This is a genomic window from Paenibacillus sp. JT22N12, assembly GCF_056269365.1.
In genome coordinates this window covers 205429-221382 of record NZ_JBWDNU010000009.1, presented here as the reverse complement: position 1 = coordinate 221382, position 15954 = coordinate 205429, and the positions used below count along the sequence as shown (strand labels likewise).

Genomic DNA, 15954 nt, shown 5'->3' with positions numbered 1-15954 from the left:
AAGGCGTTCTAAAATTGAAGGAGGTTCGAATATGAGAAGATGGTTGAAAGGTATAAGCTTTGGCGCTTTGGCTGCCGTAATACTGGTGGCGGGCTGCAGTTCAGCACAGACTCCGTCAACAACTCAGCAAGCATCTTCAACTGCTGCTGCCGGGGGTAAAGCTTCCAAACCTACAGAAATTAATATACTAACCACGACTTACAATTCGGTGCCAGGCAATGATCTGGATAGTCTCAAACAACTGAACGAGAAATTTAATGTCAAAATTAACGTTACCTATGTTCCTGCGAACAACTATACGGACAAATTAAATGTGATGCTCGCTGCCGGCGACCTTCCCGACGTGACTTTAGTATGGGATATCAATACGCAAGCGTTCGCCAATGCAACGAACCAGGGAGCTTTCTGGGACTTGACACCGTATATTCAAAACTACTCTAATTTGGCCAGCTACCCTGAGCAAATTTACAAGAATGTCGCCTTCAAAGGGAAAACAATGGGGATTCCCCGTGTCCGGCCGATTGATGGTCACCAATCCCTGTTGATCCGGCAGGACTGGCTGGACAAATTAGGACTGAAGGCTCCAACGACCATGGATGAATTCTATAACGTGATGGAGGCCTTCACCAAAGACGACCCGGACGGCAACGGCAAGGATGATACGTACGGTTTTGTAGGTCAAGGAACGCCTTCGTTATCCAGCTATTATATATCAATGTTCGGAAATGGCCTGCAAACGTATGTGGACCCGGACGGTCAATTGCTGCCGAGTTTCTTTAATCCAAAAATGAAGGATGCATTGGCATTCTGGAACAAAGTGAATACAGCCGGCATCATGGTCCCGGACTTGCCGCTGTTGCAGACCAGTCAGACCAGAGATTTCATGACCCAGGGGAAAGCGGGAATGGGCTTTACCAATGTGTATGACGGCCACTTGTATACCGATGACTTAACCAAGGTTAATCCGAAAGGCATGATCAAGCCTTACTTATTTCCCGCTGCACCGGACGGAAATATCTACATGGAGGCAGCGCCGGGCTCATTTGGAATTTTTATGGTGAATAAAAAAGTAAGCGAGGAAAAATTGAAAAAAATTCTTGAAATTTACGACTATACGGCGACCAGAGAGGTATATAATCTAGTTGCGTACGGAATAAAAGGTACGGATTATACCGAGAGCGAAACGGGCGATATCACCCAGACGGAAGCAGGCAAGAAGAAAGGCTATGCCTTTGATACATCCGCACAGTGGGTTTCCAGCTACTACGACAAATATGTGAAAGCGGATTTGCCGGGCATGACGCCGGAAACCAAAGCATACAATCATGAGGTTGTCGATAAGATCACCACCCTGTCCAAGCCCAATCCCGGACTTGGCCTTGTAACACCAACCGCTTTGGAAAAAAGCGCGGATTGGAATAAGAAAATTAATGATATGGAGACAAATGTCATCATAGGGAAGAGCACCATGAGCGATTGGGAGCAGTTTGTCAAGAGCTTCAAGGATGATCCGAGCTATCAGCAGCACCTGAAAGAGTTGAACGAGTTATATCAGGAAAAGCTGAAAAATTAAAAAAATGCAAGGAGGAGAAGAACGTGGGAACAAGACTGAAAGACAAGGTGGCCGTTATTACAGGTTCATCTTCCGGGATTGGAAGAGCATGCGCGGAGTTGTTTGCGGAAGAGGGCGCCTACGTGATTGTCAACGACGATGGCGGACGGCAAGGCCTGGGTCAGCAGGTCGCCGATAACATTGTTGCCGCTGGGGGCAAGGCCAGTTATTGCTCCGCTGACGTGTTTAAACCGAATGATTTGAAGAAACTTATCCAACATGCCAATGAATCATGCGGGAGGCTGGATATTCTGATGAATAATGCCTATAAAGGCCGAACGGCTTCTGTCGTTGAACAGGAGGAGGCTGAATGGGACGAAGTATTCGCCTCTACGGTCAAGGCAGCCTTTCTGGGAAGTAAGTATGCGCTTCCAGGAATGATGAAAGCAGGGAAGGGCTCGATTATCAATACTGCGTCGGTCCATGGACTCTTGGGTGGAAGAAGGCATTCATCCTATGCTGCTGCCAAAGCGGCCATCATTAATTTGAGCCGTCAGATGGCGCTGGATTATGGAAAATATGGAGTCCGGGTCAATTCCATTTGCCCAGGGAGAATCGTGACGGAAGGCAAAGTGGATTTTCTGGAAAAGTATCCCGAGGAGGTTCGCCGTCAGAAAGCGACCTATCCATTGGGAAGGCCTGGAACGATGCGCGAAGCGGCTATGGCTGCCCTTTTTCTGGCATCGGATGAATCCTCTTTCGTTACCGGTCATGCCCTGGTAGTAGATGGGGGCTTAACCGCCCAGCTTGCGGATGGGGTAGCGGAGTCGGTTGAAGAAGGATTGGGAGTTTGGAATCCGTAAAGAAAGATTGGAGAAACGGTTATGAATTCAAATTCAGCGATATTGGCTTATATAGGAACGTACACGGAAGGTGAAAGCGAGGGTATTTATGTCCTCCGTCTGGATGCGGCTACCGGAGAGCTGGCTTATGCCGGCAAGGTCTCCGGTGTTGTGAACCCTACCTATCTGGCGATAGATTCGCAGCAGCGTTATCTGTACGCGGTGAACACCATTGAAGGGGAGGGAATGGTGAGCGCATTCGAAATCGATTCTGGCACCGGGCTTCCCCGATATTTAAATCAGCAGTCCTCGGGCGGCTCCAAGCCCATTCATCTGGTTGTGGAGCAGGATAACCAATTCTTGTTGACCGCTAATTTCGGCAGCGGCAGCGTAAGCGTTCTGCCTATACGCGAAGACGGAAGTCTGGGAGAACTATCGGATTTTATTCAACATGAGGGCGCGAGTGTACATCCGGTTCGGCAGCAAGGACCGCATGTCCACTCTATAACCCTGGATAACTCCAGCCGTTATGCCGTTGCTGCCGAGTATGGGGCTGATCAATTAATTGTCTACCGTTTCGAGCCGGTGAACGGGAGGTTAAATTCCGGTTCCATTCCACCGGTGCAGATGGAATCCGGAGCCGGCCCCAGGCATTTCGCTTTTCATCCCCATAAACGTTGGGCTTATGTGATTAATGAGCTGAGCAACACCATTGCGAGCTATGACTATAACCCGGACGAAGGCATACTCACGCATAAAGAATCGGTTTCGGCTCTGCCGGTCGATTTTACGGGCCGCAGCAATTGTGCGGATGTACAGGTAAACGCTGCGGGGACGTTTGTTTATGGTTCGAATCGCGGGCATGACAGCATCGTGATCTATGCTGTCAATCCTGCTACGGGCGGTCTTGAATACGTAGGACACGAGCCGACGCTGGGAAAGGAGCCCAGAAGCTTCATTATCGATCCCACGGGCAATTATATGCTCGTTGCACATCAGGCTACTGACAATATCGTCGTATTCGGCATCGACCGTCAGACCGGCAGACTGCATCCGACAGGACATAGCATCGAGATTCCGATGCCGGTTTGCATCAAGATGATTTCGCTGCCCCTGTCATCGAATAAGTTTTCAAATTGATACCCGAGGAGTGTTTCTCTTTGTCAAATGAAACGCCAAAGCTGCTGTCAGAAGTGATCATCTTCCGCGATGATCAGAATCCGCTCGCATCGCAAGCCCAGGTAATCTGGGCAGAGGGACTCTTGTCGGATGCGCTGAAACAACGCCATATTCCCGTAAGCCATACCGGGAAGTATCTGAACGGGTCCGGTACCGAGCTGCAGATCGTTATTGCGGGGACGGATTCGCCGCTTGTACATTCGGCTTTTGAGCAAGCCAATCTTCCTTTGCCTGCCGAAACGGAAGCTTTTGCCGTTGCAGCGCTCCCGGGGCTGATTGTACTATCAGCCACGGACACTCGCGGCATCGTCTACGCCGTGCTTGAGCTTGCAGACCGCATCCAGTTGGCTGCAAACGTTATGGAAGAGCTGCTTGCTACAGCATCGTTTGCCGAGAAGCCCGCCAATCTTATCCGGAGCGTAACCCGTTTATTTGCCTGCGAGCCCGAGGATAAGCCATGGTTTTACGACAAATCATTCTGGGATGAATATTTGACTGAATTGATGACACAGCGGTTCAACAGATTCAGTCTTGCGCTCGGCATGGGCTATGATTACGGTCATGATCCCGATGTCCATGACAATTACTTCTGTTTCAGCTATCCCTTTCTATTCGAGGTACCCGGATATGAAGTGCAGGTCGCAGAGCTTCCTGCCGACGAAAGGCAGCGCAATTGGGACATGCTCCGCTATATCGGAGAAGAATGCCAACGCAGAGGCCTTCATTTTCAATTGGGATTATGGAATCATTCCTATAGGTTCACCGAAAGTCCGAATATGAACTATACGATTGAAGGAATAACCCCGCAGAACCATGCCGAATATTGCCGTGATGCCATCCGGCTGCTGCTGAGGGATTTTCCAACCATTGACGGTCTTACATTTCGCGTCCATTATGAGGGAGGCATTCCCGAGCCTGCCTATGAATTCTGGCGTGTCGTTATGGAAGGTACGAAGGATGCCGGACGTAGAGTAGAAATTGATATGCATGCCAAGGGGATAAACGATGAATTGTTGAAGGTTGCCTTAAGCACGCAGCAGCCTGTTTACTTGTCTCCCAAATATTGGGCTGAGCATATGGGGCCTTCTTATCATCAGGCAGCCATTCGGGAAAACGAATTTTCGCCGCCTGACAGTCCTGCAATGAAAATGCAGGAAATTACGGCTTTATCCCGCAGATTTACACGGTATGGCTACGCCGATTACTTGCGGCATGATCGCGCGTTTGGCATCTTGTTCAGAGTTTGGCCGGGAACGCAGAAGCTGCTGCTTTGGGGCGATCCGGCTATCGCTTCAGGGTACGGGCGCTTTGCAAGCTTCAGCGGCACTCAAGGGGTGGAATTATGTGAGCCTTTAACATTCAAAGGCCGCAAAGGCTCAGGATCGCCCGGGGGCCGCGAGCCTTACCTGGATACAGCGCTGCAGCTGCCTAATCGGGATTGGGTTAAATATAAGTATTATTACCGGCTGTGGGGGCGGCTGCTGTATAATCCGGATGCGGATCCGGCCTCCTGGCGTCGTTACCTGAATAGCGAATTCGGTGCTGCGGCTTATTACTGCGAGCAGTCGCTCGCACATGCCAGCAGAATACTCCCGCTTGTAACCGCTGCCCATCTTCCTTCTGCTGCGAATGTTATATATTGGCCCGAGATGTACTCCAACCAGCCCATTATGAATAGGGGGGAGGCCTCCTATTATGAATTCGACACACCGAAGCCCGGAACATTCGGCACATCAAGTCCGCTGGATACGGCTTTGTTTTATCGGGTTGACGATTTTGCCGACGACATTGTTCAAGGGTTCCGCGCAGGGAAATATTCCCCTTTGGAAACCGCCGGCCGTCTGGAGCAGTTTGCCGATACGGCAGAAATGAATTTGTCTCAAGCCTTTCGCGATGCAGGTGACCAGAATACGCCTTCCTTCCGCCGGTTCACTATCGACGTAACCATTCTGATCGATCTGGGACGCTTCTTTGCCAATAAGTTCCGTGCTGCATTAGCCTACGCATTGTTCGAGCGCAGTCAGAATTTTGCACAATTGGAACTGGCGTTGGCACATTACCGGACAGCAAGAGATTCATGGAAGCATCTGGTTATGGTCTCGAAGGACATATATAAGCCGGATATTACCTTTGGTTATACCCCTCATGTCAGGGGACATTGGAGCGACCGTTTGCAAGCCATAGAAGACGATATCATGGCTATGGAGCAGAAGGCCGGCGAAGCACCAGCAAAACCCGGGATAACGGACATACTGGCAGCCGCTGCTCCGTTTCTTCAAGCCCGCAGCCCGAATAAGTGTGAGGAATACAGGCATGAATCTCCAGTCCGTCTGCATAAAGGGGAAGAATTGGATTTGAGCATCGCGGTGCCGGATGCAGAGGACGGGTTTGGAATCGATCTGCACTACCGTCATGCCAATCAGGGGGAACGCTATGTGACCGTGGAGATGTCCCGGAAAGGAGACCTGTTCTCCGCTTGCGTGCCTGCGGAATATACGGACTCAACTTTTGATTTCATTTATTTTTTTGAAATGAAGGACACCAAGGGCGATGCCTGGATTTACCCGGGTTTGAATGAGGAGCTTTCCAACCAGCCCTATTATGTCATTCCAGGCTGCTGATACTGACGCCTAACTTATAACACGGTAAGAGGCTCCGGAGATATATCCGGAGCTTCTTTGCGTGTAAGGTAAAGGTTATTCTTATGCCGGCCCGATCATAAAAAAGTGTAACGTATATTAAATTCGTTACAAATTATCAAAAATAGCCGGTGATACAATATAAAGAGCACGATTAACCGAAGAATGTCCGGGAAGGAGATTGATATGATAGCGGCAATTAGCTATTCCGGCGATTTTATTCCGGACGTTGGGCAGCTGCAAAGGATGAAGCGGCAGTTTCCCCAGGTGACGTTTATGGATAAAAAGCGGGATGAATGGGAGCTCGGCGGCCTCGAGAATGCCGAAATTCTGATTGGATTCCCATCTGACGGGATGCTTCAAACGATGAGAGCGCTAAAATGGCTGCAGCTGCCAAGCGCCGGAGCGGACAGCTATGTGAAGAGGCTTGCGCTGCCGGAGCATGTGGTCGTGACCTCCTCCAGCGGAGTATTCAGCGTCCCCGGCGCCGAGCATGCACTGGCGCTGATGCTGGCACTGACGAGGCAGCTTCACGTTCATTTCCACCAGCAATCGGAACGGATCTGGAAGCATAATCCACGTTGTCTGGAAATTCAGGATTCGAACGTGACGATCATCGGCATGGGGGATATTGGAACGGAGTTGGCCCGGAAAGCGAAAGGGCTGGGAGCCCGTGTCATCGGGGTCAAACGGAGCGTGTCAAAACGTCCGTCTTTTGTCGATGAGCTGGTTGTGACCGCCGATCTGGACAGCGCCCTGGCCAAATCGGATTTTATCGTCTCCACACTTCCGCTGACGGCCGATACCGAGGGTATAATCAGCGCTGAACGAATCGGGAGGATGAAGCGCGGAGCTGTTTTCATTAATATTGGACGCGGGCGCACCGTCGACGAGGAGGCGCTGATCGAGGCGCTGCAGAGCGGGCATCTTCATGGAGCGGGACTGGATGTTACGGCGGTGGAACCGCCCCAGGCAAGCAGCCCCTTGTGGGATATGCCGAACGTCATTCTGACGGCTCACGCGGCAGGCGTAAGTCCCAAAAAAGCGGAGAGAAGAACCGAACTATTCACAGCCAATATTCAAAGATATTTGCAGGGCGAGCCGCTGCTTAATGTCATCGAACGGGGCAGAGGGTATTAAACGTTTATTGATCTTGGGTATGGCTGGTGATAAGATCGCATTACGGTAAAACCCAAGTATGACGCCTTAGGAAAGGAGCATGGATGAATGAAAATAATCCGTTATAACACGCTTCTCGACGAACTCATTCCCGAAGGGCGGGAAATTCATAGGCTTGCTTCCGGATATTCGTTCGCGGAAGGACCTGTCTGGTGTTCACGGACCAACCAGCTTTATTTCACAGACTTTCCCAACCATCATATTCATACCTGGAGCGAGTCGGACGGCGCACGGCTCTACATAGAACAGAGCGGCAGGGCGATCGGTCTTGCATTGGACGCGGAGGGCCGGTTGATTCAGTGCGAATCGCTGGCACGGCGGATTTCCCGCATTGAAGCGGATGGAACCGTTACCGCTCTGGCAACGCATTATCAGGGAAAGCGGTTGAATAATACGAACGATGTCATCGTGAAAAAGGACGGGACGATTTACTTCTCCGATCCCTACAGCGCGATGCTGGGAGATTCCAGAGATCTGGATTACAACGGCGTATTCAGGTACCACCCGGCAACAGGCGCTGTCGATTTGCTGGTCGGCGACTTTGAGCGGCCTAACGGCCTGGCCTTTTCGCCCGATGAATCTCTGCTCTATATTAACGATACCAACAAACAGCATATTAAGGTGTATGATACTGCGCCGGACGGAACCGTAAACCCTGACGGGCGGATCTTCGCAGAGATGGATACGGCAATGGGGCCGGGGGCCGCGGATGGAATGAAAACCGATGAGCGGGGCAATGTGTATGTCACCGGTCCGGGCGGCATCTGGATATACGCGCCGTCAGGGGAGCATTTGGGCAGAATCGAGCTGCCCGAGGTCGCAGCCAATTTATGCTTCGGCAGCGGTGCCGGCTCTTCGCGGAACGATATATTGTATATTACCGCCACCACTTCTTTATACAGTGTGAGGCTTGATGTTTGCGGAGCTGTGTAGAACGGGAGCTTGCCACAACCTTATGCCATTTATAAGTTTTACGCTTATAAATGTCCATAAGATTTGAGGGAAGAAACGAACTGCTCCGCCAAAGGACGGCGATAGCCGTTTCTTCTTTTATAAACGGGGAGGGATACAGGATGAAGTTTGGTTATTTGGGACGATCCGGCATGAGAGTAAGCCGGTTATGCCTGGGTACGGCTGCTTTCGGCAGCGAGAAGAAGAAGCCGGGGGATTACGGCAGCGTGACGGAGCAGGAAGCGCATAACATCATGGATGCCGCTCTGGATGTTGGAATTAATTTTTTTGATACAGCCAATGTATACGGCGATCTCGGACAGCGCGGCATCACGGAGGAAATCATTGGCCGCTGGTTCGCCAAGGGCGGCAGCCGCCGCGAGCGGGTCGTGCTCGGCACGAAGGTCGGACGCATGTTTGACGATGACATCATCGACGGTCCGAATCAGCCGCAGGGACTGTCCTTATATAAAATCCGCCGCCATTTCGAAGCTTCGCTGAAACGATTGCAGACTGACCATATCGAGCTTTACCAGATGCACCACGTCGACCGCAACGTACTGTGGGAGGAGCTGTGGGAGGCCTTCGAGGGATTGGTGCGGCAGGGCAAGGTGGATTATATCGGCTCCTCGAATTTCGCAGGCCGGGATTTATTGAAAGCGCAATCAAGCGCCAAAGAGAGACATTTTATGGGCTTGATCTCCGAGCAGCATGGCTACAGTCTGGTCAACCGTTATGCCGAATTGGATACGCTTCCCACAGCAAGAGATCTGGGAATTGGCGTTACGATCTTCAGCCCCCTGGCCAGAGGGCTCCTGGCTCTCGACATCACGCGCCCCATCCCGCAGACGCTTAGCGGTCATGCGCGCAAGCTGCTTGAATCGCACCGTCCACAGCTTGAGCAGTACTCCGCCCTCTGCCGTGAGCTCGGGGAGAAGGAGGCTCACGTCGCCTTGGCCTGGTTGTTGTCGAAACCGGCAATCTCCGCGCCGATCATCGGCCCCTGTACGGTAGCGGAGCTCGAGGATTCGCTGAGGGCTGTCGAGATCGAGCTGGATGAGCCGACTCTAAGGCGCCTGGATGAGATTTTCCCGGCTCCGCGCGAGTTGAATATTTTTCAATAAAGAGGGTGGGGATCGCCATGTCGAATAACTCGCCGTGTACAATAGATGAAACTGCTGTTTCCAATATAAAAATGCTGGTTTTGGAGAACAGCCTGCTCAAAATCAGCATTTTGACCGGAAAAGGCGCCGATCTGTACGAATTCATCTATAAACCCCTGGATATGGACGTCCTTCTGAAGACTGGCGCGGGACTCGAAGGCTTCCGCGGCAGGAATCTAGCCGAACAGCGGCTTGGGATGTATTCGGAGCTCTATGCGGGAGGCTGGCAGGACTGCCTGCCCCATAGAGCCAGATACGGCAGCATCGAGATTACGCAGGATACGGGCGGGATCGCCGCGACGCTTCCATGGGAGTATGAAATAATCGTGAATACGGCCGATAAGGCGGCTGTCCGCTGCTATGTCCAGCTGCCGGAAATCCCCATGTATGTTGAGAAAACCTTCATGATCAGGCAGAACGATCCCGTCTTGTATATCGGGGAGCGAATCCGGAATACGGGAAACTCCGCTATCGCGTTTACCTGGACGCAGCATCCTGCGTTCGGGGGACAGTTTCTGGACGAACACGTGACCGTTGAGGTGCCGGATTGCATCGCATTCCATCCCCGTCAGTATGCGGCTGCTCCCGGCAGCGGTCTAAGCAGTTATGAGGAGCCGATAGACCGGATCACGCTGCCAAGCGGCGCAGCCAGGAATATTCGGGAAGTGCTTCCACGGGAGGCGCATGAACAATTATTTCTCGTGCTAAAGAACATTCGCGAGCCCTGGGCGAGGCTGGTCAACCGGAAGAAGGGAGTCGGCGTTTCGCTCCGCTGGAAGCTGGACGCTTTTCCGTACATCCGCTATTGGAGCAGCATCAGCGATGACATCTATACCGTTGCCATCGAGCCGTCCAATGATGCCTTTGCCTCATTGGACGATTCCCTCGCTCATGGCACCTTCCGGGAGCTGCAGCCGGATGAGGAATATGTCACCGATTTTAGCTGCGGAATTTTTGAAACAATGGTCTGAATTCTTTGGGAAAGAGGGGCTGCTCCATGACAGTGGCGATAACGGTTCGGGATGATTCTGCCCGATTGAAGCTGGCGCTTGGTCACTTGACCGAAGCGCTCGAGGAGATCGGGGAAACCTGGAGTTACGGAGCGCCGGACAGTCCGGCGTCCATAAATATTATGATAACGGCAAGCGTTGAGGAAGCAGCCTCGCACGGGCTGGACATGGATGCCGGCGTTCGAAGCGAGGGTTTTGAAATCCGCAAAGGCGTTTATAAGGGCAGGCAGACGGTATACGTGCTGGCTGCCGAGGAAACGGGAGGGATGTACGGCATATTCGAGCTTGCCGAGCGGCTGCAGTCGAAGGGTAAGCTGCTGGATGTCAAGGAGTGCGTGATGAACGCCAAATTTCCCTTCCGCGCGCTGAAGTTTAATTTGCCCTGGTCCAGCTACAGGACGAATGAATGCTTCGACCTTCAGCACGACGCCGTCCGCGATCTGGACTTCTGGGTCCAGTTTCTCGATATGATGGCCAGGAACCGTTATAATACGCTGACCCTGTGGAATCTTCATCCCTTTCCCTATATGATCAGACCGGTGAATTTTCCGGAAGCCTGCCCCTTTACAGAGCAGGAATTATCGGAGTGGAGGCAGTATTGGACCTCACTGTTCCAGATGGCGAAGGACCGTGGAATCGAGACTTATATGGTGAACTGGAATATTTTCGTATCGGAGTCGTTCAAAGCGAACTATGACGGAAATGCTGTCAGCGATCTGCAGCATTATTACGGCGATTCCTATTCCACGGAGCAGATCAGGCAGTATACCCGGGAGTGCGTGACGCAGCTGATCGACGAATACCCCGATTTGACCGGCCTTGGCACATCGCTGGGGGAAAGAATGCATGATATGACTCCACAGGACAGACAGACATGGATCGAGGATGTCTATTACGAAGGGATGAAGCGGGCAAGCCGGCCTGTCAAATTCATTCACCGCGCACCGTTCTCCGTCGATCCGCAAATTACGAGAGACTCCATTGAGAACAACGGCTTTCTGCCCGAGCCGGTCTGGGTCGAAGTGAAGTTCAACTGGTCCCATGCCTATTCCTCTCCGAGACTTCTGCTCACGCATGGCGGTTCGGCAGGAATGGAGGGGTATTGGGATCGGCCGCCGGCCAATTACAAAATCACCTGGATGGTGCGCAATGAGGATTTCTTCACGCTCCGCTGGGCGCAGCCTGATTTCATCCGGACGCATATCTCGGCCAATGCTCATGACTATGTCGGCGGATATTATATCGGCTCCGAGTGCTTTATCCCTGCCGACGATTACTCTCATGCCGCGGGACATCCCCATATGGACTGGACCTATGCTTTCGAGAAAATGTGGCTGTATTACATGCTGTGGGGCCGGCTGCTGTACGATTCCGGGACGCCTGATACCGTCTTCGAGGAGGCAATCGGCCGGCGCTTCGGCAAATCCGCAGGGAGTCCGTTATTAAGCGCATATTCCGCCGTCTGCAAAATGCCGATGGCGCTGGCCTCGTACTTTTCGTTCACATGGGACTTTACCTTATATGCGGAAGGCTTCATCGCAAGCGACAATACCAAATGCGACTCACCCGGCGATGCCTTCATTTCATTGCAGGATCTGCTGGAAAGCACGCCGTTCGATCCCGAATATTTGTCGCTCAGGAATTATACGGACCTGCTGCTGGGCGGCGGTTCCATGGAAGGGCGGACAACGCCCCTCCAGCTCGCGGATACGCTGGAAGCGGACGCCGGCCGCGGGTTGGCTTTGCTCGGGGCGATCCGCTCGGAGCGTCCGGCTCTTGACTGCGAGAAGGCGGATATTGAGGCGTGGGCGTATCTCGGTCTTTATTTTGCCGCCAAGCTGCGGGCCGGGGTGCATGCTGCGCTGTTTGAGAGAACCGGCGAAGAAGCGGAGCGGCAGAACGCTGTGAAATGGCTGAGTCCGCCGCATGCCGCCAGCCACTGGGAGGCGCTGATTGCGGTGACGAACGCCCATTACCGCGAGCAGCCTCTGATGCACCTGGGGGAAACGCCGTTCAGGTGGGATTTGTTCCGGCCGCAAATTGCGGCGGATATCGCATTTGCAAGCGGAAAAGAGGCGATAGAGCATGCTGAAGGTCATGATCGTAGAGGATGAGGATATCGTCAGAGATGAAATCAAGCATCTGATCGATTGGGAATATCACGGCTTCGCGCTCATCGCCGAAGCGAGGAACGGCCGCGAGGGCTTGCGGCTATTCGAGGAGCAGAATCCCGACATCATCATCTCGGACATCAAGATGCCCGTGCTCGGCGGTCTGGAAATGACGGCGGGCATTCTCGGCAGGCAGAAAAACAAAAAAATTATCCTGCTGACGGCCTTCGGAGATTTCGATTTTGCGCGCGAAGCGATCAAGCTGGGCATTCATTCCTATGTGCTGAAGCATGAGCTGGACAGCGAAATATTAGTGGAAGAGCTCAATAAAGCGAAGCAGCAGATCGAACAGGAAGAGAGCGCGGGCTACCTGGCCAGAAAAGAGCATCTCCGGTTGTTCCTCAAGCGCGCAGCATCGCAAACGGGTGAAGCGGAGACGGCAGGTCTCGCGAGTCCATTCCCCTGGCAGGGCAGGACGGGAATATTCATCGTGGGGCTTGACCGCAAGCCCCAGGAGCGGGAACCGCTGCAGCCTGTTGATGAAGGGATAGAGCGGGGCGAGTTTATCGACCTTCTGTATACCCGGCTGTTCAAAGGATTCGAAGCCGAGGCGGCCGATTTGTCCAACCGCGAATATGCGGTTTTTGTCCGGATTCCCCAGCCGTTCAGCGAGAGTAAAATGTACGAGTTCAACTGGGCGTTCGCCCGGCATCTTCAGCATCAAATTGCCCTGGCCAGCGACCATACCGTGTCCATCGCCATCGGGCCGATTTTCGAGAACCTTCGCGTCATGAAGGAATCCTTGAAGAAAACAAGGGAAATCTACGCACTCAAAATTTTCAATAAAAGCAGCTGCATTCTGACCGGTGCCGGGAAGGCTCTATCACAGGATATTCCCTATCCTGTGATAGAGCAGAAGCTGAAGGATATTCAGGATGACCTCAGTTTGAGTGAGTATGCTGACGTGAACGGGAAGATCAGAGATCTGTTTACACGCCAGCTGGTGTCGCTGCAGGATACGGGCTTGCTGCGCAAATGCTTGTTTGAGCTGGTTCGGATCATCAATCTTCACAAATCGCCGCAGCAGGGCGCTCCGATTATCGACCCTATTGAAAAGCTGGGGGAAATTCAGGATCTGGACAATGTATTTCAAATGTCCGACTGGTTTGAGCGCATTGTCGAGCAGATCTCGGAGGAGTCCAAATCGAAGCACAGCAGGAAGATCAGGGATGTGCTTCAATATATTCATGCCAATTATCAGAAGGATATTTCGCTGAATGAGGTTGCCGACAGGCTGGGGCTAAGTCTGATTTATACCAGTCAGCTGTTCAAGAAGGAGGTAGGCATTTCATTCGTCGTCTATCTCGCCAGATACCGGATTGAACGCGCCCAGGAGCTTCTGGAGACGGGGAATTATAAAATCTACGAGGTGGGCTCGATGGTCGGCTATCAAACGGTGCAGTATTTTTGCAAAACCTATAAACGGATAACGGGAAGAAATCCCGGCAGCCGCTAACGCTATACGGCAGGAAGAGGGATCTTATGACAAGTCGGTTCAGCTTATGAGAATCAAGACAAAAATCGTCACGCTGACTTTTCTCGCTATATTGCTTTCCGTCGGACTAATGGGCGTTTCTATGTACATTTACGTCAATCCCATTCTCAGCAGACAGACCATCAGAGACAACCAGACCATCGTCGGGAAAATAACGCAGCAGGTCTCGTACACGCTGGAGGATACGGTGACCTACGCCAAGGGCATTATCGTCAACGACCAGCTGCAGGCTTTGTTGAAGAAAACGATGGTAACGGACGGTTACGACTATTTCTCGACGGTCTGGAAAATCAATACGCTGCTCAAGGAATACAATTTCCTTAGGGACAATATTATCGTGGATATGAGCATCGTCGATACGCATGGCAAGGCGCTCGAGCTGAGCGGCATTTACTACAGCGACCTGAGCGAGGGCTGGTACGACGATTTCAGAAACAGCCATACCTATAACGGGGTCTCCAGGCCCCATATCGTGGTCGCACCTTCGAATACATCCCGTTTGAATGTGGTGACGTATGTGACCAATATCTATGATAAACAAAACCCCTCCCGGAGCGTTTATTTGGGCAAGCTGCTGATCAACCTGAACTATGCCGCACTGGTAAAGCCGATGCTCGTGGATCCCTCTCTCGGGATCAAGATTATCGCTTTCGACAAGTCGGAGCATACGATTTACTCCCCCGACCCATCCTCCGCCGCCATTCCAGACGAATTGCTGAAAGGGCCGTCACAGACGCAGAACGTCTTGTTCAGGGCGGGCCAGTATTATATCTTTGATTCGATTCCATCCAGCAACTGGACGATTACCGGAACGATATCCAAAAGCAAAATAAACGCGAATATGAAATATTTCAATTACGCGATTGTGTATATTTTTTTGATCTGCCTGCTGTTCATGTGGATCATCATTTATCCGGTAGCCGCCAATGTGGCAAAGCCCCTGCTCAAGCTGGTTCGCGGCATGAGGCAGGTGGCGAAGGGGGAATTCCACACCAATATCGTGGTGACAAGCGGAGACGAGATCGAGGAAGCGGCCAGAGTGTTCAACCGCATGGTCAAGGATATCAAGAAATTATTGGACGAGTCTGTCCTCATGGAGAAAAAGGAAAGAGAACTGGAGCTCAAAATGTTCATGCTGCAGATCAATCCGCATTTTATCTCCAACACCCTGAACGCCATTATTTACCTGGCGCGCAAGGCGAACGCCCCGGATATCGTCACGCTGACGAAGGCGTTCATCTCTTTCCTGCAGACAACGATCAGGAATCACCCCAAGATGCTCTCCAGCATCGGCGACGAGATGAACTATATCGACGACTACAATATGATCCTCAAATACAGGTATAACGATGCGGTGGAAGTCATCTGGCAGGTTGACGAGTCGTGCAAGGCATATAAAATTCCGAAAATGATCCTGTATCCGCTTGTCGAGAACAGCATCTTTCACGGGATTCTGCCTGCCCTGAGGAAGGGCTGGATACGGATCCATGTCTCATCCGACTCCAATGCGCTGAAGGTCAGCGTGGAGGACAACGGAGTCGGAATCAGCCCAGGCATTCTGGACAAGCTCCGGGGGCAGATGGCCTCGCCTGCGCTGGAGGAGGATCTGGATCACATCGGGCTGCTTAATGTAAACAACCGTCTGAAGCTGCTGTTCGGCCATACCAGTATTCTGAATATTGAAAGCACGGAAAACGAAGGTACGCTGATCTGGTTTTCGCTGCCGCTTATTTTCCTGACGCACGACCCTAAAAATGTATAACAGATCATAAT

11 protein-coding genes are annotated in these 15954 nt (G+C 52.1%); all 11 read left to right on the top strand.

Features of this window, described 5'->3' with window-relative positions:
• Positions 1-31 precede the first annotated feature (31 nt).
• The 11 genes from AC0YOA_RS27360 to AC0YOA_RS27310 all read left to right on the top strand — a co-directional run bounded on the left by AC0YOA_RS27360 (position 32) and on the right by AC0YOA_RS27310 (position 15943).
• A complete protein-coding gene (locus AC0YOA_RS27360) occupies positions 32-1573 on the top strand; it encodes an extracellular solute-binding protein (protein WP_475789337.1) in 1542 nt (513 codons plus the stop codon).
• 23 nt (positions 1574-1596) lie between these two features.
• Positions 1597-2415: an SDR family NAD(P)-dependent oxidoreductase gene (locus tag AC0YOA_RS27355; protein WP_475789336.1), complete on the top strand. Its 819-nt coding sequence runs from the start codon at positions 1597-1599 to the stop codon at positions 2413-2415.
• 21 nt (positions 2416-2436) lie between these two features.
• The gene (locus AC0YOA_RS27350) at positions 2437-3534 is read left to right on the top strand and encodes a lactonase family protein (RefSeq protein WP_475789335.1); all 1098 of its coding nucleotides are present in this window, start codon (positions 2437-2439) and stop codon (positions 3532-3534) included.
• Positions 3535-3554: 20 nt separating this feature from the next.
• On the top strand, positions 3555-6194 hold the full coding sequence (locus AC0YOA_RS27345) for a hypothetical protein (RefSeq protein ID WP_475789334.1): 2640 nt from the start codon (positions 3555-3557) through the stop codon (positions 6192-6194).
• A gap of 204 nt (positions 6195-6398) precedes the next feature.
• On the top strand, positions 6399-7352 hold the full coding sequence (locus AC0YOA_RS27340; RefSeq protein ID WP_475789333.1) for a D-2-hydroxyacid dehydrogenase: 954 nt from the start codon (positions 6399-6401) through the stop codon (positions 7350-7352).
• Positions 7353-7439: 87 nt separating this feature from the next.
• Positions 7440-8324, top strand: a complete 885-nt coding sequence (locus tag AC0YOA_RS27335) for an SMP-30/gluconolactonase/LRE family protein (RefSeq protein WP_475789332.1) — start codon at positions 7440-7442, stop codon at positions 8322-8324.
• A 140-nt stretch (positions 8325-8464) separates the two neighbouring features.
• Positions 8465-9466, top strand: a complete 1002-nt coding sequence (locus AC0YOA_RS27330) for an aldo/keto reductase (protein ID WP_475789331.1) — start codon at positions 8465-8467, stop codon at positions 9464-9466.
• 17 nt (positions 9467-9483) lie between these two features.
• Complete coding sequence (locus AC0YOA_RS27325) at positions 9484-10476, top strand: DUF4432 family protein (RefSeq protein ID WP_475789330.1); 993 nt, start codon at positions 9484-9486, stop codon at positions 10474-10476.
• Positions 10477-10502: 26 nt separating this feature from the next.
• Complete coding sequence (locus AC0YOA_RS27320) at positions 10503-12629, top strand: hypothetical protein (RefSeq protein WP_475789329.1); 2127 nt, start codon at positions 10503-10505, stop codon at positions 12627-12629.
• Entirely contained in the window at positions 12601-14142 is a 1542-nt protein-coding gene (locus AC0YOA_RS27315) for a response regulator (RefSeq protein WP_475789328.1), read from the top strand. The genes AC0YOA_RS27320 and AC0YOA_RS27315 overlap by 29 nt, the downstream gene beginning before the upstream one ends.
• A 46-nt stretch (positions 14143-14188) precedes the next feature.
• The gene (locus tag AC0YOA_RS27310) at positions 14189-15943 is read left to right on the top strand and encodes a cache domain-containing sensor histidine kinase (protein ID WP_475789327.1); all 1755 of its coding nucleotides are present in this window, start codon (positions 14189-14191) and stop codon (positions 15941-15943) included.
• The last annotated feature ends 11 nt before the right edge of the window (positions 15944-15954 follow it).